This is a genomic window from Streptomyces sp. NPDC044106, assembly GCF_056433985.1.
On sequence record NZ_JBWKFZ010000012.1, the window covers coordinates 236,784 to 255,667 of the forward strand.

Genomic DNA, 18,884 nt, shown 5'->3' on the forward strand with positions numbered 1-18,884 from the left:
ACCTCTGGGCCGCGCCTGCGGAGAGGCCCTAGGAGCGAACGTCCTCCACGAGCGCGCGGGCGTAGTTGCCCATCGACCGCTGGTAGCGCGGGAGATGGGGCACGAGGACGCCGAGCACCAGGGCGAGTCCCTCGCGTTCGCGGCCGAGGTCCGCCAGACACAGGGCCAGGCAGGCGCGGACGGCGTCGTCCAACTCGTCGCTCGGCGCGTCGAGTTCGGGCGTCAGGAGTGCGACGCCCTCCTCGGCGCGGCCCGTGTTCCGCAGGGAGCTGGCGAGCTGGATGACGGTGCGGCGCCTGCGGTAGCCCCGCAGTCCGCGGTCCAGCGCCTCCTGGTAGAGAGGCACGGCGCGGTCGGAGTGGCCGGTGGAGTCGAAGGCGCAGGCACGCTCGAAGGCTCCGACGGGGTCGTTCTCGGGAAGCTCGGCCACCAGCCGGTCGATCAGAGCGCGGAACTCACCGCCCTCGTCCTCGCCGTAGCCGTCCAGCTCGTCCCAGGCCGCCGCGAGCCGCTTCTCCCAGTCGTCGTTCACGGCCCCACCCTCACACGCGCGCGGCTTCCCGTCACGCGATTTTTCCGGCAGGGGGGCGTCACCAACCGCCGCACCGACAGCTACGACGCCCCCCGCCGGACGAGTGCCGCTAGGCGACCTCCCACCGGCTGAACTCCACGAGGCCGCGCTCCCCGTCCCCGCCGTTCGTCGCGCTCATGAACATCCCCGCGTCCTGCGCCGCCACCGCCCCGGCCACGCTCACCGTCGCCACCGTCCGCCACGTCGCGCCGTCGTCCGTGGAGCAGGCTCCCGTGAACGACGCGCCCTCGCGGGAGAGGCGCAGCAGCACCGGCGCGTCGATGCCGGTCAGCCGCTGGTAGGTGTCGAGCGTGCCGTCGCCGTTGGTGTCGTAGGAGAGGACGACGCCGTTGGCCGGTGTGACGGCGAGGTCGACGAATCCGCGGGAGCCGGGCGTGCCGAGGGCCGCGCGGCTGATGATGCCGGCCCGCGCCCACGGCCCGGTGACCGCCTGCGTGTCGACCCGCACCGTCACCGACACGCCGTCCCGCAGCACCCCCTCCCGGTACAGCGCCCCGAACTCCGTCGTCCCCTTCCACAGGTCCGCCCCGCCGCCGTGGATCCCGTACCGCCCGTCGAGCTCCCCGAAGACGGCGCCGTTGTTCGTGTACGTCTTCCACGCGTCGCTCAGCGGCCCCGCCTCGAAGAGCGTGCCTTCGTGGACGGACCGCACCCGCGGTTCGCCCGCGGGCCCGTACTCCACGGCGAGCTCGTACGGCAGGGGCCGCAGCGGCCGGTCCAGGGGCCTGTCGGAGGGCGTGCGGGCCCGCCACGCGACCTTCCCCGTCCCCGCGGGCGCGACCCGCCACAGGGAGACGGGGCCCTTCGGCTCCGCGTCGATGCCGGTCAACGTGAAGTCGACGCGGCCCGTGGCGCGCAGCCCGTTGACGTTGCGGAAGACGGCCTCCACGCGGGCCGAGCTGCCCGGCGGGAGGGTGGCCGGCTCCGCGGTGACCGTCAGGGTGCCCTGGTAGGGCGCCCGCGCCAGGACGTCCCGCACGCGGGAGGCGGTCCGGTACGAGGAGCCGACGGGCCGCAGCGGATAGTCCTTCCGCTCCCGCGTCCACGGCTCCTCGAACGCGAACCAGTCGACCGCCCTCGGCGCCCGGCCGGCCGAGAGCGCGTCGGCCAGCTCGTCGAGCCACTTCTGCCAGCGCGGGACGTAGAAGTCACCCATGACGCCGTGCCACTCACGGTTGGCGTAGTCGTGCAGCCGGCCGCCGTCGGACGTGGCGCGGTCGCCCCAGACGGTGATCAGGACCTTCGCGGTCCGCTCGAACTCGGTGCGCTCCGCGTCGTTCGTCCCCATCTGCCGGGCGGCCGCCACCCAGGGGCCGAGCAGGAAGGCGGGGGCCGTGCCGGTCACCTCGTCGGCGAGCCGCATGAGCCGCAGCCACAGCGTTGACAGGGCGGTGAAGGTCTCCCGGTCCTTCCTCGCGTACGCCGTCCGCAGCTGCGGCAGGAGCTGGCGGCTGCGGTGCGCGAGGGCCTGGCGTGCGACGTCCACCAGGTCGTTGCGGTACGCGGCGTTCTCGCGCAGCGAGCCGCGCACGTCGAGCAGCCCGGCGAGCGCGGCGTCGAAGCGGCCCGGGTCGTAGGTCAGGGCGCGCGGCGCGTACTCGGCGGCGCGGGCGGCGGCGAGGTCGGGCCGGGCGGCGAACAGCGAGTCGTGCGCGTCGCTGCGCTCGACGGCGGTGTGCTGGTAGGCGGTGTCGTTCAGCGCCCGCCAGGCGGCCCGTGCGTCATGGTCGCGCCCGCCGTAGCGGAAGTCGGCGTACGAGGAGAACCACGCGTCCCGGTCCACCGGGTCCTCGGTCCAGGCCAGCTCGGAGAAGAGTTCGAAGGCGGCGGGGTCCCGGTCGGTGGCCTCCGGCATGAATGCGGTACCGACCAGTGCGCTGTCCGCCTTGTCGCGCCAGGCGAAGAACTTCTCGTTCCAGACGTGGGTGCGCGCCCCGATCGTCGTGCGCCCGCCGAAGTTGGGGATGGTCCCGAACGCGTACGGGGTCCCGCCCCAGTCCCGCTCCCGGTCGGTCACGCTCGCGTACCGGTCCGAGACCCCGTCGACGATCAGCATCCGCTTCTTGTCGACGGCGTCGAGCAGCGCGGGCAGCGGGTTCGCCTCCCAGCCGAGAATCACCCAGGTGGCCCCCGGCCGCGCCTTCTGCAGGGCGGCTTCCACGCCCTTGGCGGCGGCGGGCACGGGCACGTCGCCCGCGGTGCCGCCCTCGTGCAGGAGGTCCATCTTGAAGTGGTCGGCCGGGCCGAAGAGGCGCTCCTGGTGCCGGTAGAAGGAGGCGGCGACCTCCGCGAAGGCGGCGGTGCGCGGGTCGAGCCAGTCGGGCCGCCGGTACCCGTGCCAGACGCCCTGCGGCACGACGTGGGCGTCCCCGCCGTTGCGCTCGACGAACCCGGCGGGCACGTTCCCGTAGTAGCCGGGGAGGACCGGGGCGATGCCGAGCTCCCGCAGCCGCCCCACGATGCGGCGGCCCAACCCCACGCGGTCGGCGATGAGTTGCTCGGAGAGCGGGCCGCCGTACCCGTAGAGGTTCTGCAGCAGCCACCAGGGCTGGTGGGTGGGGGCGGGCAGCCAGGCCCTGGCCTCCGTGTCGGAGTAGCCGAACTCCGGCAGGACCTGGTGGTACACGGCCTCGGCGCCCGCGATGACCAGGACTTCGTTGCAGCCGTGCAGCGCGAGTACGTCGATCATCCGCTCCCAGTACGTCCAGTCGGCGTACGGCGCGGTGTACCCGTCGTTGGTGTCGTTGAGGGCGAACCGGTGGGGGAGCGAGGTGGAACGTTCCAGCGGGCGGGACGGCGCGGGCAGCCTGCGAGGCAGGTCCAACTGGCTGCCGTTCCAGGTGATATGGGCCCCGCACACGTACTTCAGGTACCAGTGGACGCCGGTGAGCTGGACGGCGGGCGTCGTGCCGGAGACCTCGATCCGGCCGGTGGATCCGGTGACCCGGAAGCGGTCCTCGCCGTCCCGCGCCGGGACGAGTCTGAGACGGATCTGCTCCGCGTGCTGCGGCAGGAGTCTGTTGAGCGCGGAGCGCGCGGAATACGTATCGAAGGCGGGGCCCCCTGCGGGTCCCGTGGGTCCTGTGGGGCCATCGGCGGCGTGGGCCGGCAGCGGAACCCCGCCGACGGCGGCGCCGATGCTGAGCGCGCCGGCGGTGCCGAGCACGGAACGTCGGGACAGTTCGGACATGTGTACCCCCTGAGGTGAAGGCTGCGGCGCACGGTATCCGTGCCGCCCCCCGTGCTCAACGGTGGAGAGGGAGATGGCGTGTTCAAGTCGCCGGGAGAGGCTGGTGTGCCGATGAGGGCAGCACGGAGCGCGTTTTCGGGCATGGCTGTGGGAGGGCTGCTGATGGGGATGGTGATGGGGTGCGGCTCGGGGAGTGACGGCACACCGGACACGGCGAGCGGCAGCCTGGAGCAGCTGGCGGCGGAGGCGGGGTGCAGGCCCGAGATCCGGAAGGACGCGGCCGAACTGCGCCAGGCCACCTGTCAGAACGGTGCCCGGCGCTACGTCCTCGTAACCTTTACAAACAGCCGTGGCCAGGCCGAATGGCTCGACGAGGCGAACGACTACGGGGGTACGTACCTCGTCGGCGGGACGTGGGTGGCGGTCGGCGGCGCCGATGACATCGCGGCGCTGCGCGGACGGCTCGGCGGGACCGTGGTGGACGCCGCGGGGAGGCACGGCGGGGGCCACCACGGTCACCGCATGGGATGAACGGTCGCAGGGCCAGGTGCGCGGTCAGGTGCAGCAGGCGCTCAGCTGCAGCGCTGTCCTGCGTTCACGCACCGCGCGACGCGCCGCATCAGGCGCTCGTCGAACACGTTGATGAAGTCGCCGTGGTCGGTGACGGGTTTGTGCAGCTGTTCGGGGAACGAGTCGACGGCGAAGCCGGGGCCCGGCGGCACGTCGTACACGATGCGCTGCACGAGCTGCGGGATGGCGCGGAAGCCCTGCGGGCAGGCGCCGGTGCGCGGGTCCGCGAAGGCGACATGGGTGCGGTGGTTGGCGCTGTCGGTGTTCTTGCCGTCCCAGCAGCTCTGGAAGGTGAACGTCCGTACGACCTTGCTGCCCGCCGGGCAGATCGGGTACTTGTCCTTCAGCTGCCGGTTCTCGAATCCGGTGCAGCTCCACGAGGCGTTGGCGTTGGCGTCGCCGTTGGTGAAGGCCTTGGCGTCCCCGGTGATGACGCGCAGGAAGCGCGGCATCGCCACGACCTTGCTCACCGGGTTCCCGGCGAACTTCAGCGTGACCGAGGCGGGGGTCTGGATCTCACCGACGTTCTGGTCCTTGCCGCCGCCGTCGGCCCCCGCGTCGTTCTCGTCCTTGCCGTTCCGCAGCCTGAGGACGGGCCAGTAGTACGTCGACCTGTCGCCCTGGTTGCGGCAGCTGGTGCGGCCCTGCGCGAGGTCGTCGTCGCCGGAGAAGGCGTCCGTGGCCTGGTTGCCCACGTAGTCGTGCATGTGGTGCGCGCCGTTGCTCACACCGGGCGCGACGATGACGTTGTCCGGGTTGAACTTGCCGTTCGCGTTCCGGCCGCAGTTCGTGGTGAAGGTGCCGCGCGAGGCGCCCCGGCCGTCGCGGGGGCGGTCGACGTTGGGCCGGACGGACCTGATCGGGACGAAGTCACCGGCCCCGGGGCCGTTGCCGCTGCGCCCCTGCTCCTGTCCCTGCTCCTGCCCCTGCTCCTGCCCCTGGCCCTGTCCGGGCTGCTGCCCCTGCCCCTGTCCGGACTGCTGGTCGTCGGCGCGCAGGGTGCACGGCGCCAGGCCGTCGATGCCGTCAGGCCGCTCACCCGCCCGGTCCATCGCGTCACCGATCCGGCCGAGCGTCCCCCGCCGCTGCTCCTCCAGCGGCGGCAGCACCGATTCCTTGTCCTGGACCTGACCGAACCGGTCGTAGGCCGAGGTGATCTGCGTGTCGAGCTCGGCCAGCCGGCGGTCGACCTCACCGCGTGCCGCCTCCGGCACCTCGGGCAGCTGGTTGCCCACGTCCGGACAGCTGATGGTGGAGACCTGCTGCGCGGCGTTCCGCGCGGGCGTCTTGTCCGTGCCCTCCCCGGCGTTCGCGTAGACGTTCACGGCGACGAGCCCGCCGCCGCCGAGCAGCAGCGCCGCGGACGCGGCGACCATGCGCCGCGTGAACTTTGATCGTTTTCGTGAGGTGCGTCCCTTGTTGCGTCCCATGGGGCTACATACGCATCAGCGGCCCGGCGCGTTCAGCGCCCCTGGTCCAGGTAGGCGATGACCGCGAGCACGCGCCGGTTGTCGTCGTCGGAGACCGCGAGGTCCAGCTTCGCGAAGATGTTGGACGTGTGCTTGGCGATGGCCCGCTCGGTGACGACGAGCTGCGCGGCGATGGCCGCGTTCGACCGGCCCTGCGCCATGAGTTCGAGGACCTCGCGCTCGCGCGGGGTGAGCGCGCCGAGCGGCTCGTCGGCGGAGCGCCGCGAGAGGAGCTGCTGGATCACCTGCGGGTCCATCGCGGTGCCGCCGGCCGCGACCCTGCGTACGGCGTCGATGAACTGCGCGGCGTCGAAGACACGGTCCTTGAGGAGGTAGCCGACGCCGCCGTTCCCGTCGGCCAGCAGCTCGCGCGCGTACAACTGCTCCACGTGCTGGGAGAGGACGAGGACGGGCAGCCCCGGCCGGGCCCTGCGGGCGGCGAGCGCGCACTGCAGGCCCTCGTCCGTGTGGGACGGCGGGAGCCGGACGTCGACCACGGCGACGTCCGGCTGCAACTCGGCGAGGGCCTTGCTCAGTTCGGGCCCGCTCTCCACGGCCGCCGCGATCTCGAAGTCGAACGCCTCCAGCATCCGCACCAGGCCGTCGCGCAGCAGGAAGAGGTCTTCGGCTAGGACAACTCGCAAGGGATCTCCATGGTCACCATGGTCGGACCGCCCGCGGGGCTGCTGACGGCCAGTACGCCGTCGAATGTACCGAGTCGCGTCTCGACACCGCTCAGCCCGGTGCCCGCCCCCAGGGAGGCGCCGCCCTTGCCGTTGTCGGTGACGGCTATGCGCAGCATGCCGTCGGCGTGGTGCATGTCCACCCAGATCCGGTCGGCGCCCGAGTGCTTGATCGCGTTGGTGAGGGTCTCGCTGACCGCGAAGTACGCGGCCGACTCGACCGATTCCCCGGCGCGCCCCGCCAGCTCCACGTCGACCTCGGTGGTGACCGGAAGGCGCAGGGCGAGGGCCTTCACCGCGTCGCCGAGGCCGCGTTCGGCGAGGACCGGCGGGTGGATGCCGCGGACCAGGTCGCGCAGCTCGGTCAGTGCTTCGCCGGAGCTCTGCCGGGCCTTGGCCAGCAGCTCCTTGGCCTTGGCCGGGTCCGCGTCGACCAGTGCCTCGATGGTGCCGAGGTCCATGCCCATGGCGACGAGGCGGGCCTGCGCGCCGTCGTGCAGGTCGCGCTCGATGCGGCGCAGCTCGGCGGCGGAGTTGTCCACGGCGTCGTGCCGCGTCTCGGTCAACCGGTCCACGCGCAGCGCCAGTTCGCGCTCGCGCATGCTCGTGGTGGGCGCGAGGAGCGTACGGGCGAGGAGGAAGTGGCCGCGGATGAGGGAGGGGTTGACGAACACGCCGAGCACCAGGAGGGCGGTGCCGAGCGCGGCGGCCTGGTTGGCCGTGGACTGCGACGTGACGTGGATGAAGCCGTACCACTCGCCGCCGCCCGCGTCGTGGATCGGCTTCCACACGCCGAGGGCGAGCACCCAGCCGTAGAGCCAGTACAGCAGCAGCGCGGGCGCGAAGATCGCGGACACCAGGCCGCCGATCATGTCGACGAGCAGCCACTGCAGATCGCGCCAGGTCGCCGGGTCCTTGAGCATCAGGGAGCAGCGCTCCACCTGCCCCGTGACGCCCGAGCGCAGGTCGGCGGGGAAGGCGCGGTAGGGGACCGGGATCGTCACGCCCGCCCACCGGCCGGCCTGGTCGCGCCGCAGCGTCGCCCAGTGCCGGAGAGCGCTCAGCACGACCGGCGTGGTGAACACGCCGACGCCGAGCAGGATGAAGGCGATCGACAGCACCGACAGGACGAAGAGGGTGATCGAGCCCGCGAGCGAGGCGATCGCCAGGTACAGCCCCCGCGCCCCGGCAACCCATGCGTTCCGTAGCCTCGTCATGACCTTGAGCCCCTCTCGATGTGTCGTCCGTCCGCTGCCCGCGACCGGCACGCCCCCCATTCTCGCTGGTGGCGCGGGCGCGGGGCATTGGGCTCCGCACCCGGGCATGGGTGTACCTGACGACACCCCACGCACTCGCCCTGCGCTCCGGCGACAGGGGGCCTCGGCGGCTGGGACGTCCGCTCCCCGATTCCTAGCGTGAGTCACGTCTTATCCGACGCATACGCAGACTTGATGGGGGCGGATCGCCATGAGGCGGAACCTCGCGGCACGACTCGGTGTGTGGAGCGCACACCACCGGAAGGCGGCCGTCCTCGGCTGGCTGGTCTTCGTGGTCCTTGCCACGGTCATCGGCGGGGGCTCCGGCATGGTCACCGCCTCCGACGACGAGATGGACGTCGGCGACTCGGCCAGGGCCGCCAAAATCCTGAAGGACGCGGACATCGACGAGCCCGCGGGCGAGCTCGTCATGGTCAGCGCGCGGACCGCCGGGGGCTGGCGGGACGCGGCGGCCGACCTGTCGAAGGCGCTGACCGCGACGGGTGACGTACGGGGCGTCCAGGCGCCGCTGCCCGCCGAGGACGGCAAGGACGCGCTGCTGCGCTTCGAGATCAAGGGTGCGTCGAAGGACGCCGCCGACCGCGTCCAGCCGGTGCTCGACGCCGTGGCGAAGGCGGGGAAGGAGGGCGCGGCGCACGGTGTCACCGTTCACCAGTTCGGCGACGCGAGCTCCGCGAAGGCGCTGTCCGACCTGCTCGCCGACGACTTCAAGAAGGCCGAGTTCACCGCGGTGCCGCTGGCGCTCGGCATCCTCCTGGTCGCCTTCGGCGCCGTGGTCGCCGCGCTGCTCCCCGTGGGCCTCGCCCTCACCGCGTGCCTGGGCGCCTTCGGACTGCTCTCGCTGGCCAGCCATCAGGTGCACCTCTTCGAGACGACGTACTCCGTGATGTTCCTGATGGGCCTCGCGGTCGGCGTCGACTACTGCCTGTTCTACCTGCGCCGCGAACGCGACGAGCGGGCCGCGGGCAGGGACGCGGAGACGGCGCTGCGGATCGCCGCGGCCACCAGCGGACGCGCCGTCCTCGTCTCGGGTCTGACGGTGATGGTCGCGATGGCGGGCATGTTCCTGTCCGGCCTGCTGCTCTTCAAGGGCTTCGCCGTCGCCACGATCCTGGTGGTCTGCGTGGCGATGCTCGGCTCGGTCACGGTGCTGCCCGCGCTGCTCTCCTGGCTCGGCGACCGGATCGACGCGGGCCGCATCCCGTTCCTGAACCGCCGCGCCAAGAACGGCGTGCACGCCGGCGGCGGCATCGCGGGCACCGTCCTCAAGCCCGTCCTGGCCCGCCCGAAGTTCTTCGCCGCCGGCGCCGCCGTCCTGCTGCTCGCCCTCGCCGCGCCCGCGCTCGGCATGAAAACTGAACAGCTCGGCCTGGAGAAGCAGTTCGGCTCCGACGCCCCGCTCTCCGTCTCGTACCGGGAGATCACCGCGAAGTTCCCCGGCGGACCCGCCCCCGCCCGGGTGGTCGTGAAGGCCGACGACATCGACTCCGCCCCGGTGCGGGCCGCCCTCGCCTCACTGACCCGCGAGGCGGGCGACGGCGCCGAACTCACCGTCCACCGGGCGGCCGACGTCGCCGAGGTCGCGGTCCCGCTGCCCGGCGACGGCACGGACGCCGAGGCGAAGAAGGCACTGCACGACCTGCGGGACGACACGGTCCCCGCGGCGTTCGACGGGGTGGACGCCGAGGCCTACGTGGGCGGCGACCTGGCCTCGTCCCAGGACTTCAGCGACCAGCTCGGCAAGGGCATCCTGCCGGTCTTCGTCTTCATCGCCGCGGTCACCTTCCTGCTGATGCTCGTCAGCTTCCGCTCGGTGGTGATCGCGGTGACGTCGATCGCGCTGAACCTGCTGTCGGTGGGCGCCGCCTACGGCGTCATGACCGCCGTCTTCCAGCACGGCTGGGGCGCGGAGCTGATCGGCTCGGAGAAGGCCGGCGCGATCGAGAACTGGATGCCGCTGTTCGTCCTGGTCGTCCTCTTCGGGCTCTCCATGGACTACCACGTGTTCGTGGTCTCCCGGATCCGCGAGTTCCGCGACCGCGGCCTGGACAACCGCTCGGCGATCCGTGAGGGCATCACGCGCACGGCGGGCGCGGTCACCGGCGCGGCCGTGATCATGGTGGCGGTCTTCGCGGTCTTCGGCACGCTGTCCATGCAGGACATGCAGCAGATGGGCGTGGGCCTGGGCGTGGCGGTCCTCCTGGACGCCACGGTGGTCCGCATGATCCTGCTGCCCTCCCTGATGACCCTCCTCGGCGAGCGCAACTGGCACACGCCGCGCTGCCTCGGGTGGCTCCCGCGGATCTCGCACGACGCGGAGGACACCCCCGCGGACCAGGGGCGGACCGGGCGGCCCGACGCCGCCGTCCCGAGCGGCCGTTGAGCGGACCCGGCCGAAAGGCCGCGGCCCCGGCGCGGAGTCCCCGCGCCGGGGCCGCGGCACGTCACGCCAGGCCCAGGGCCTTCGCCTCCTTCTCGGGGGCGAGCCCGACGACCGGGCGGTCCGGCCGCTGCGGCGCGCTCCCGCCGATGGACCGCAGCCACTCCCACGTGTCGCGCACCGTCTCGGCCACCGGCCTCGACCTGAGCCCCGCGGCGATCGCCTTCTCCGAGGACGTCCGGTGCATCGTGTCGTGCAGCTCGCCCGGGGCCAGCCACACCGGCAGCTCCATCCACTGCTCGATGCCCGCGCCGAGCACCACCTGAGGATCCGTCCACCGCAGCGACGCGTCCGGGGCGCCCGCCACCTCGAGGCACGCGTCGAGCAGTTCGCCCATCGTGGTCCGCCCCATCGGGCTGACCAGGTTGTACGCCCCGTGCAGCCCCGCAGCGCCCGCGTCGAGGATCCACTCGGCGAGGTCCCGCACATCGATGTACTGGATGTGCAGGTCGCGGGGGCCCGGGGCGAGTACGGGGCCGCCCCGCGCGACGCGGTTCAGCCACCACGGCAGCCGCCCGATGTTCTCGTACGGGCCGAGGATCAGCCCGGCCCGCGCGAGCACCGTACGCCCGGCCCCGAACCCGTCGAGCGCCGCAAGCTCGCCGCCCCGCTTGTCCTGCGCGTACGCCGTGGCCTCCGCGTCCGGATCGCCGTCCACCACGGGGAAGCCCTCGTCGGAGCCGGCCGCGCCGGGGTACGCGTAGACGGAGCTGCTGGAGACGTAGACGTACCGCCCGGCCCGCCCCGCGAGCAGCCTCGCCGACTCCCGCACCACCCGCGGCGCCGCCGACCAGGTGTCGACCACCACGTCCCACTCGCCCTCGGCGAGCGCCGAGAGGCCGCCGTCGGCCGTGCGGTCGCCGTGCACGGCACGGGCCCCCTCGGGCGCCGCGTGGTGGCCGCGGTGGAAGACGGTCACCTCCCAGCCCCGGGCGAGGGCCGCCTCGGTGACGGCGCGTCCCACGAACTCGGTTCCGCCCAGCATCAGAAGTCTCATGAGGGCGACTCTGCCCGGACGACCCGCGCCGGGGGAACCGGATTCTGCTCGCAGCAGAGCCCGGACCCATGCGACATCCCAGGTCAGCGAAGTGTGGGCGGCGCGTACTTGTAGCCGACCCGGCGCACCGTCTGGATCGTCCTGCGGTGCTCGGCGCCGAGCTTGCGCCGCAGCCGGGCGATGTGGACGTCGACGGTCCGGCCGTCGCCCACGTGCCCGTACCCCCACACCGTCGTCACCAACTGGTCGCGGGTGTGCACCCGGTGGGGGTGCGCGACGAGGTGCGCGAGCAGCTCGAACTCCAGGTACGTGAGGTCGAGGGGGCGGCCGTCGACCTCGGCGGCGCGCTGCCCGGTGTCGATGGTGACGGGTCCCGCGGCGGGAGCGGGGGCGGGGCGGGTCCCGGGCGGCGCGGGATCCGCGGTGACCGGCTCCTGGCCCGCCGGTACGAGGACGAGGTAGCCGACCATCGGCGGCTGCCCCGGCAGGGTCGGCAGGGTGTGCTGCGGCGCGGGCAGCCAGGTGGCGCCCGGCGGCAGGAAGTCGGGGATCTGCGCCACCTCGTCGGGGGCGACGGCCCGCAGACGGCCGCGGGCGGTGGGTCCGGGCACCGTGCGGGTGGCGGGCGCGGCGGGGGCGGGGAAGGAACGGGAGTTCGCCATGGTGGAGTCAGCTCTTTCGCGCGAAGGAGTCGTCGAGAACGAGACGTACGTCGTGCGCGTCAGGCGAAGGCCGGTTGCGGCGGCATCAGGCCGGGTGCAACGGCTTTACAGGGCCCGCGCGTTCATCGCGCGGCAACACACCCGGTCGAAGTCGTGATGCTGCCGGGAGGGCCAGAAGGGCTCGAGGTCATGACGACCCGTCGAGGTGTTCCGGTGGCTGCCCATGGCTCCATTGAATCAGATGAGCGGAGGTCGGGACAGCTAAGGGTGCGTTCACCGGTGCCGGTGAACGCACCCTTAGCCGTCGGATTCCGGGCGGGGGATCAGACCTGGCCGGCCTTCTCCAGGGCCGTGCAGCAGGTGTCGACGAGCAGCCGCGTCACGACGTACGGGTCGACGTTGGCGTTCGGGCGGCGGTCCTCGATGTAGCCCTTCTGCTCCACCTCGACCTGCCACGGGATGCGGACCGAGGCGCCGCGGTCGGAGACGCCGTACTTGTACTCGTCCCAGGGGGCGGTCTCGTGCAGGCCGGTCAGGCGGTCGTCGATGCCAGCGCCGTAGTTCTTGACGTGGTCCAGCGGCTTCGAGCCCTCACCGAGTGCCTCGCAGGCGGTGATGATCGGGGCGTAGCCCTGGCGCATCGCCCTGGTGGAGAAGTTGGTGTGCGCGCCCGCGCCGTTCCAGTCGCCCTTGACCGGCTTGGGGTCGAGCGTGGCGGAGACCTTGAAGTCCTCGGCGGTGCGGTAGAGCAGCCAGCGGGCGATCCACAGCTGGTCGGAGACCTCCAGCGGGGCCAGCGGGCCGACCTGGAACTCCCACTGCCCGGGCATGACCTCGGCGTTGATGCCGGAGATGCCGAGACCCGCCTTGAGGCAGTTCTCCAGGTGCGCCTCGACGACGTCACGGCCGAAGATCTCGTCCGAGCCGACGCCGCAGTAGTAGCCGCCCTGCGCGGCGGGGAAGCCGCCGACGGGGAAGCCGAGCGGCCGGTCGCCCTCGAAGAAGGTGTACTCCTGCTCGATGCCGAAGATCGGCTCCTGCGCGGCGAAGCGGGCGGCCACCTCGGCCAGTTCGGCGCGGGTGTTGGACTCGTGCGGCGTCATGTCCGTGTTGAGGACCTCGCACAGGACGAGTACGTCCGCACCGCCGCGGATCGGGTCCGGGCAGGTGAAGACCGGCTTGAGCACGCGGTCGGAGGCGTGACCCTTGGCCTGGTTCGTGCTGGATCCGTCGAAGCCCCACAGCGGCAGCTCGGCACCCTTCGCGTCGTCCGCGAGGATCTTCGTCTTGGAACGGAGCTTGGCGGTCGGGGCGGTGCCGTCGATCCAGATGTACTCGGCCTTGAAGGTCACGGGTGCCTCATCCTCTAAACGCTCGGTACGGCGCAGAACGTGCGGGTGCTGCGGTGCCGTGGTGATGTGCGGCAGCCTGGCAACCGGCGATTTCCCGGCCGTTGCTCCTGTGTGAACCCCGTGTTACCTGAATCGGGAGTGGCCGACGTCACTTGATGACCGCGTTGGCGGCCGCTGTCGCGAGCCCGATCGCCGCGTCGGCGCCGCCGATCAGGACGGCCGAGCGGCGCCGGTAGCCGGCCCGCAGCGCGGCGAAGGCGCCCCAGGCGAGGAGCAGGCCGCTGTAGGTGACCGGGGCCTCGGGCCAGCCGAAGGTGCCCGCGAGCACGAGGAGGAGCACCGTCGGCCAGCAGGCGACGAGCCGAGGGTGCGTGCCGGGCGTCGGGGCGCGGGCGGGGCTGGGCGACGGGCTCTCAGCGCGACAGCGCGTCCCGCACCGCCTCCTCCGTGCGGCCCACCACCGCCGTGCCGTCGTCGGCCGTGATGATGGGGCGCTGGATCAGCTTCGGGTGGTCGGAGAGGGCCTTGATCCAGCGGTCGCGGGCCGAGGCGTCGCGGGGCCAGGCCTCGTGGTCCGCGAGGTTCAGCTCCTTGGCCTCCGGCTCCTTGGTCCTGGTGATGTCCCAGGGTTCGAGGCCGAGGCGGTCGAGCACGGCGCGGATCTCGTCCTCGGTCGGCACGTCGTCGAGGTAGCGGCGGACGGTGTAGTCGGCGCCCTCCGCGTCGAGCAGGGTGAGGGCGCTGCGGCACTTCGAGCAGGCGGGGTTGATCCAGATCTCCATGCCCGCACGCTACCCCGCGCCCCACCCGTTCCGGGCGTTCGGCGTCGCGTCTGTTCGAATAGCCCAAAGCCCTTCTGGCCAGCGGCGATTGTCAGTGCCTCGCAGTAGAATCACAGTAGTGTTCGAGGGCGCCCGACGGGGGGTCCTGACCGCGACAGGAGGATGCGTGTGCCCGCTGCCGCACTCACATCGAAGCGTGTGTCCAAGACCGTACCGAAGCCCGTACTGATCGACCTGCCGTACGTACCGCCGGCGAAGAAGGCGCTGCCCGCCGGGCGGCCCCGCGAGTGGTATGTCAACCACAACCGCCGTCTCAAGGCGATGCGCCTGGCCATCGCCCTGCTCGACTCCGGCGTCTACCTGCCGGACCACGCGAAGAACAGCACGATACGGCGCATGGCCGAGGATGTCGGCATCCATCCGCCGTCCGACATCACCTGCCACATGGTGCGGGCGCTGATGCGGTACAGCCGCTGACGCGGGGCAGTCGCTGACGCGGAGCGGCGGCTGATCAAGTCCGGGGCCCGGGACGGCAGTTGGCCGCTCCGGGCCCCGGCCCCCGTTTACGCGCGCCCCTGTGCGCTCACGTGTGCGATGGGACATGCTGGGCCCATGACCCAGCCGGACCCCGTCGGCGACCTGCCGCTCCTGATGACCGCGGAACTCCCCGACGGCACCCGTCTCCCCGTGCGGGGCCTGCGCGCCCCCGCACCGGAACGCTTCCTTCCGTCCGGCTCGGGTCCGGCGCCGGGCCCGCCCCCGGCCCCCGCGGTGCTCATCCTGCCCGCGATGGGCACCGCGGCGCGTCACTACCGCCGCTTCGCCCGCCAACTGCACGACGAGGGCCTGACGGTGCTCACGGTCGACCTGCGCGGCCAGGGCGAGGCGGCGACCCGCGGCCGCACGGGTCCCGGGCGGCTCGGCCACGGCTACCGGGCGATCGTCGAGGAGGACCTCCCCGCGGTCGTGGCCACAGTCCGCGACGACCTCGGCCCGGAACCACCCCTGTACCTCCTGGGCCACAGCCTCGGGGGCCAACTGGGGCTGATCTACGCGGCCGTGGCGGGGCGTGGCCCTGGTGGCCCCGGCGATTCCCGCGCCCCCGGCCGCTCCGGCGGCCTGGGCGACTCCCGGGTGGACGGCGTCGCTGTCGTCGCGACCGGCTCCGTCTGGTTCCGTGCGTTCGGGCCGGTCCGCGGCCCCGGCCTGCTCCTGTTCCAGCTTCTGATCACCGTCACGTCGAGCGTGCTCGGCTGCTGGCCCGGTGCCCGGCTCGGCTTCGGCGGGGATCAGCCCAAGGGTGTCATGCGCGACTGGGCGCGGCAGGTGCGGACCGGCCGCTACAGCGCCAAGGGCTCGTCCCTCGACTACGAAGCGGCGCTCGCGGGCCTCGACCTGCCCGTGCTCGCGATCTCCGTCGACCAGGACACCTACGCCCCCGCCGCCGCCCTCGACCACCTGCTCGGCAAGGTCCCGCGGGCCAGGCTCACCCGCCGTCACTGCACGACGCAGGAGGCGGGCCGCCGCCTCGACCACTTCACCTGGACCCGCGCGGGCGGCTCGCTCGCCAAGCGGGTGGCGGCGTGGACGACCGACGAGGAGACGTCCGGCGCGACGGCGACGGCGGCGGCCACCGACCGCTGACCCGAGCGCCGTGCGACCCGGCCGGGCCGCGTCACCCGACCAGCGCGTCCACCAGCCGTCGCCGGTCCTCCGGACGGTCCCTGAGCCACGCTCCCAACGCGTGGTCCGCGCCCGGCAGTTCGAGTCGCGTGTACCGCGCCCGCGTGCTGAGCGCCGCGCCGACGGCCACCGTCACCTCGGGCGGTATCACCGCGTCGGTGCCGGGCACCACGAGCACCGCCCGGCCGGGAAAGTCCCGGTAGACATCGAGTGCGGCGGACTCGCGCCAGCGGCCCGGCGTACGGAGGATCTCCGTAAAGGGGCCGTCGCCGTCGCCGAAGGGGAGCGGCCAGGCCGCCGTCGCGTACACGGCGGGCGCGCACAGGCCGATGCCCGTGACCCGCGCGCCGAAGTGCGCCACCAGGTCCGCCACGGTCTGCCCGCTCATGCTGAACCCGACGAACACCAGCTCGTCGGAGCCGGGCACCCGCTCCTCGACCACCGCGGCCGCCTGTGCGAACCGCCGCCGCAGGCTCAACTCCCCCAGGCGGCCGGTGCTTTCGCCGTGCCCGGAGAAGTCGAGCACGAGCGCCCGGCAGCCGCGCGCCGCGAAGTCGTCCTGCAGACCGGACAGTCGCACCTTGCTGCCGGCGCCCGCGCCGTGCAGGAGGACGACGGTGACGGCGGGGTTCCGTGCGGCGCCGGGCACCACCTCCGAGCAGCTGAGTATCTCGCCGTCGCAGGCGAAGGAGAAGTCGGACGAGGGGAAGCCGGACGGGGAGAAGTCGGACGAGGGGAAGTCGGACGGGGGGAAGGCGGACACGGGAGGGGCGGGCGTGGGTTCTGTGGACGGTGTGGGTTCGGTGGCGGGCGTGGCGAGGGAGTCATGAGTCATGCCGCCTATCCTCGGGCCAACCCCCGAGTTGTGGGGCGCGTAACGGAAAGATGAGGCATATGGCGACGACCTTGTCCGTATTCACCCTCGGCGGCACCATCTCCGCACAGGGCGGCGGCGGTTCGTCCCGGCTGTCCGGTGCCGAGGTCATCGCGGCCACCGGCGCGGTTCCGCCCGGCGTCGAGGTGACCGTCCATGACGTGCGCAGGCTGCCCAGCTCCTCCCTGACCGTGGCGGACGTGGCCGCCCTCGCCGAGCGGGTCGACGAGGCGACGGCCGCGGGGCACGGCGTCGTCGTGGTCCAGGGCACCGACACCCTGGAGGAGACCGCCTTCCTCCTCGACCTCGCCTGCGCGCCCCGCACCCCCGTCGTGGTCACCGGTGCGATGCGCCGTCCGGACCTGCCGGGCGCCGACGGCCCGGCGAACCTGGCCGCCGCGGTCGCCGTCGCCGCGGACCCCGCCTGCGCGGGGCTCGGCGTCGTCGCGGTCCTCGCGGACGAGATCCACGCGGCGCGGCACGTCCGCAAGACCCACACCACGTCCGTCGCGACCTTCGCGTCACCGGGCGCGGGCCCGCTCGGCAGGGTCGTCGAGGGCAGGCCCCGCGTCCTGCTCCGCCCGGCAGGGCCCACCGTCGCCCGCCCCCTGAGCCTGCGCGGCAACGCCAACGTCGCCCTGGTCACGCTCGCCCTCGGCGACCGCGGCGAACTCCTCGAAGCCGTCGATGCCCGCTTCGACGGCCTGGTCGTGGCGGCCTTCGGCGCAGGCCACGTCCCCACCTGGCTCGTCGAACCCCTGACCGCGCTCGCCACCCGCATCCCGGTCGTCCTCGCCTCCCGCACGGGCGCGGGCCCGCTGCTCAGCGAGACGTACAAGGGCCCGGGCTCCGAGTACGACATGCTCGGGCGCGGCCTGCTCCCCGCGGGCCCGCTGGACGCCCCGAAGGCCAGGCTCCTGCTGCACGCCCTGCTGGCGGACGGCGCCGGCCGGGCACAAGTGACCGACGCCTTCCGCGAGTTGACCGCCTAGCCGATCTGGTCCGGGGTGACCGTCAGCCACCGCTTGTCGGCGGTCACCTTCTGGCCGAGCTCGCGCTGCCGCGCGGCGTTCTTCTTCTTCATCCCGTCGAGCTGCTTCATGTACGAGTCCTTGCGGTTGACCCAGACCCGCACGCCGCCGTGGTCCACGTCGGCGGAGTGGAACAGCATCGGGCCGTCGCTCACCGGGGTGTCACCGGCGGCGAGGATCGGCTTCTTCCACTCGTCGATGTAGGTGTTGATCGCGGCGGGCTTGCCCTCGTACCAGGTCAGCGGCGCCCACAGGTGCGGCGTCAGCTCGCGCTTCGCGAGCTTCGCGCGGTCCTTCCCGCCGAAGCGGCCCTCGGCGATCTCCTTGCGGGAGCTGGTGACGTCACCGGTCCTGCGGTCCTTGAGCTGCTGGGCGACGCCGATGACGTTCTGCGGCTTCACGCCGTAGCCGTACTTGGGGTCGGCGAGGACCATGCGCACCAGGTCCTCACTGGCCGCGCTCACCACGTACACGTCGATGCCGTGGTGGCGCAGCGTCCTGTAGAGCTGCCGCATGCCCCGCGAGAACTCCGGCGGCTTCACCTCGGTCTTCGTCGGTTTCCCGTCCTCGAAGTACTCGGCGGGGATCGGCTTCTTGTACGCCAGGAGCTCGTCGACGTACCCCTTGAGCTCCTTCAGCGTGAAGCCGGAGAAGATCTGCGCGGCCCACGGGTAGCAGACCTGGTCGTCCACCTCGCACAGCCGGTTGTAGTAGCTGTAGAGGCTCTCCTTGTGCGTGGCCGTGTCCTTGAAGGGGATGGTCTTCAGGGACGGGTCCATGGTCTCGCGAGTCAGGACGCCCTTCATCTCCAGGAAGGGGAGGAGGGACTCCTCCAGGTCGTTGCGGTACGTGGTGTTGTCCGCGTCGAAGACCGCGTACGCGCCCTTGTGGCCGTTCTCCGCGATGACCTCGCCGAGCTGCTTCGCGACGGGCTTCGGCCAGTGCGACAGCTCACGGGCGGTGGCCGCGGAGGTGCCGGCGGCGCTCGCCTCGTCCGTCGGCCACAGCGCGCCGCCCGCGAGGACGGCGGCGGCCAGCGCGCCCGTGGTGCCGATGAGGGCCAGCTTGCTCTTTGCCCGTACTGCCATGGTGTGACGTCCCTGCCGTTCCTGGAAGCGATGCGCGGCCCCGTCCGGAGCGGCGCGCAATGCTATGGGGCACGGCGGTCATTGCCCATGATCGAAGTCACCGTGAAGCGGGGGCATGGGGAAGGTGAACGGGGGGTAGTGGGAGGGGGCGCCGTGACCGCACGGCGCCCGGAGCTGCCGGAACCTTCAGGAGC

The 18,884-nt window shown here is 72.6% G+C and carries 17 protein-coding genes; 5 read left to right on the plus strand and 12 right to left on the minus strand.

The window, feature by feature from the left end:
* Positions 1-28: 28 nt before the first annotated feature.
* Positions 29-532 (minus strand): tetratricopeptide repeat protein, encoded by a 504-nt coding sequence (locus tag AC07DI_RS23470; protein ID WP_478905969.1) that lies wholly within the window; start codon positions 530-532, stop codon positions 29-31.
* A gap of 109 nt (positions 533-641) precedes the next feature.
* Positions 642-3,782: an alpha-N-acetylglucosaminidase gene (locus AC07DI_RS23475; protein ID WP_478905970.1), complete on the minus strand. Its 3,141-nt coding sequence runs from the start codon at positions 3,780-3,782 to the stop codon at positions 642-644.
* Between the two features lie 141 nt (positions 3,783-3,923).
* Here AC07DI_RS23475 and AC07DI_RS23480 point away from each other — a divergent pair, with 141 nt between their 5' ends.
* Positions 3,924-4,313 (plus strand): hypothetical protein, encoded by a 390-nt coding sequence (locus AC07DI_RS23480; RefSeq protein WP_384257088.1) that lies wholly within the window; start codon positions 3,924-3,926, stop codon positions 4,311-4,313.
* Between the two features lie 41 nt (positions 4,314-4,354).
* Here AC07DI_RS23480 and AC07DI_RS23485 read toward each other — a convergent pair whose 3' ends face one another.
* The 3 genes from AC07DI_RS23485 to AC07DI_RS23495 form a co-directional block, all read right to left on the minus strand.
* Positions 4,355-5,728, minus strand: a complete 1,374-nt coding sequence (locus AC07DI_RS23485; RefSeq protein ID WP_478905971.1) for a DUF1996 domain-containing protein — start codon at positions 5,726-5,728, stop codon at positions 4,355-4,357.
* 86 nt (positions 5,729-5,814) lie between these two features.
* Positions 5,815-6,465 carry a LuxR C-terminal-related transcriptional regulator gene (locus AC07DI_RS23490; RefSeq protein WP_384257092.1) on the minus strand — a complete coding sequence of 217 codons (651 nt, stop codon included), beginning with the start codon at positions 6,463-6,465 and terminating at the stop codon, positions 5,815-5,817.
* Complete coding sequence (locus AC07DI_RS23495; protein WP_478905972.1) at positions 6,450-7,721, minus strand: sensor histidine kinase; 1,272 nt, start codon at positions 7,719-7,721, stop codon at positions 6,450-6,452. The genes AC07DI_RS23490 and AC07DI_RS23495 overlap by 16 nt, the downstream gene beginning before the upstream one ends.
* A 250-nt stretch (positions 7,722-7,971) precedes the next feature.
* Here AC07DI_RS23495 and AC07DI_RS23500 point away from each other — a divergent pair, with 250 nt between their 5' ends.
* Positions 7,972-10,164, plus strand: a complete 2,193-nt coding sequence (locus AC07DI_RS23500; RefSeq protein ID WP_478905973.1) for an MMPL family transporter — start codon at positions 7,972-7,974, stop codon at positions 10,162-10,164.
* 61 nt (positions 10,165-10,225) lie between these two features.
* Here the strand turns inward: AC07DI_RS23500 and AC07DI_RS23505 are convergent, their stop codons facing one another.
* From AC07DI_RS23505 to AC07DI_RS23525, 5 genes are all read right to left on the minus strand, one after another.
* Positions 10,226-11,218, minus strand: a complete 993-nt coding sequence (locus AC07DI_RS23505) for an NAD-dependent epimerase/dehydratase family protein (protein ID WP_478905974.1) — start codon at positions 11,216-11,218, stop codon at positions 10,226-10,228.
* Between the two features lie 83 nt (positions 11,219-11,301).
* A complete protein-coding gene (locus AC07DI_RS23510) occupies positions 11,302-11,880 on the minus strand; it encodes a winged helix-turn-helix domain-containing protein (RefSeq protein ID WP_384257100.1) in 579 nt (192 codons plus the stop codon).
* A gap of 323 nt (positions 11,881-12,203) precedes the next feature.
* Positions 12,204-13,232 carry a glutamine synthetase gene (gene glnII / locus AC07DI_RS23515; protein ID WP_478905975.1) on the minus strand — a complete coding sequence of 343 codons (1,029 nt, stop codon included), beginning with the start codon at positions 13,230-13,232 and terminating at the stop codon, positions 12,204-12,206.
* A gap of 148 nt (positions 13,233-13,380) precedes the next feature.
* Entirely contained in the window at positions 13,381-13,572 is a 192-nt protein-coding gene (locus AC07DI_RS23520; RefSeq protein ID WP_478905976.1) for a hypothetical protein, read from the minus strand.
* A 73-nt stretch (positions 13,573-13,645) separates the two neighbouring features.
* Complete coding sequence (locus AC07DI_RS23525) at positions 13,646-14,014, minus strand: arsenate reductase family protein (protein WP_384257107.1); 369 nt, start codon at positions 14,012-14,014, stop codon at positions 13,646-13,648.
* Between the two features lie 168 nt (positions 14,015-14,182).
* On the opposite strand from AC07DI_RS23525, the gene AC07DI_RS23530 reads away from it, so the two are divergent.
* Together AC07DI_RS23530 and AC07DI_RS23535 are read left to right on the plus strand one after the other, a co-directional pair.
* A complete protein-coding gene (locus AC07DI_RS23530; RefSeq protein ID WP_478905977.1) occupies positions 14,183-14,491 on the plus strand; it encodes a hypothetical protein in 309 nt (102 codons plus the stop codon).
* A gap of 135 nt (positions 14,492-14,626) precedes the next feature.
* Positions 14,627-15,658, plus strand: a complete 1,032-nt coding sequence (locus tag AC07DI_RS23535; RefSeq protein WP_478905978.1) for an alpha/beta hydrolase family protein — start codon at positions 14,627-14,629, stop codon at positions 15,656-15,658.
* A 31-nt stretch (positions 15,659-15,689) separates the two neighbouring features.
* On the opposite strand, the gene AC07DI_RS23540 is transcribed toward AC07DI_RS23535, so the two are convergent.
* On the minus strand, positions 15,690-16,532 hold the full coding sequence (locus AC07DI_RS23540; RefSeq protein WP_478905979.1) for an alpha/beta hydrolase: 843 nt from the start codon (positions 16,530-16,532) through the stop codon (positions 15,690-15,692).
* Positions 16,533-16,591: 59 nt separating this feature from the next.
* Here AC07DI_RS23540 and AC07DI_RS23545 point away from each other — a divergent pair, with 59 nt between their 5' ends.
* Positions 16,592-17,563 carry an asparaginase gene (locus AC07DI_RS23545; RefSeq protein WP_478905980.1) on the plus strand — a complete coding sequence of 324 codons (972 nt, stop codon included), beginning with the start codon at positions 16,592-16,594 and terminating at the stop codon, positions 17,561-17,563.
* On the opposite strand, the gene AC07DI_RS23550 is transcribed toward AC07DI_RS23545, so the two are convergent.
* Positions 17,560-18,690, minus strand: coding sequence for an HAD family hydrolase (locus AC07DI_RS23550; RefSeq protein ID WP_384257119.1), 1,131 nt, complete (start codon positions 18,688-18,690; stop codon positions 17,560-17,562). The genes AC07DI_RS23545 and AC07DI_RS23550 overlap by 4 nt on opposite strands.
* Between the last annotated feature and the right edge of the window lie 194 nt (positions 18,691-18,884).

Bases quoted from the DNA above. Each gene is read 5' to 3' on its own strand.
- AC07DI_RS23475 (WP_478905970.1), bottom strand. From the start codon at position 3,782: ATGTCCGAACTGTCCCGACGTTCCGTGCTCGGCACCGCCGGCGCGCTC.
- AC07DI_RS23480 (WP_384257088.1), top strand. From the start codon at position 3,924: ATGGCTGTGGGAGGGCTGCTGATGGGGATGGTGATGGGGTGCGGCTCG.
- AC07DI_RS23485 (WP_478905971.1), bottom strand. From the start codon at position 5,728: ATGGTCGCCGCGTCCGCGGCGCTGCTGCTCGGCGGCGGCGGGCTCGTC.
- AC07DI_RS23495 (WP_478905972.1), bottom strand. From the start codon at position 7,721: ATGACGAGGCTACGGAACGCATGGGTTGCCGGGGCGCGGGGGCTGTAC.
- AC07DI_RS23500 (WP_478905973.1), top strand. From the start codon at position 7,972: ATGAGGCGGAACCTCGCGGCACGACTCGGTGTGTGGAGCGCACACCAC.
- AC07DI_RS23505 (WP_478905974.1), bottom strand. From the start codon at position 11,218: ATGAGACTTCTGATGCTGGGCGGAACCGAGTTCGTGGGACGCGCCGTC.
- AC07DI_RS23510 (WP_384257100.1), bottom strand. From the start codon at position 11,880: ATGGCGAACTCCCGTTCCTTCCCCGCCCCCGCCGCGCCCGCCACCCGC.
- AC07DI_RS23525 (WP_384257107.1), bottom strand. From the start codon at position 14,014: ATGGAGATCTGGATCAACCCCGCCTGCTCGAAGTGCCGCAGCGCCCTC.
- AC07DI_RS23535 (WP_478905978.1), top strand. From the start codon at position 14,627: ATGACCCAGCCGGACCCCGTCGGCGACCTGCCGCTCCTGATGACCGCG.
- AC07DI_RS23540 (WP_478905979.1), bottom strand. From the start codon at position 16,532: ATGACTCATGACTCCCTCGCCACGCCCGCCACCGAACCCACACCGTCC.
- AC07DI_RS23545 (WP_478905980.1), top strand. From the start codon at position 16,592: ATGGCGACGACCTTGTCCGTATTCACCCTCGGCGGCACCATCTCCGCA.
- AC07DI_RS23550 (WP_384257119.1), bottom strand. From the start codon at position 18,690: ATGGCAGTACGGGCAAAGAGCAAGCTGGCCCTCATCGGCACCACGGGC.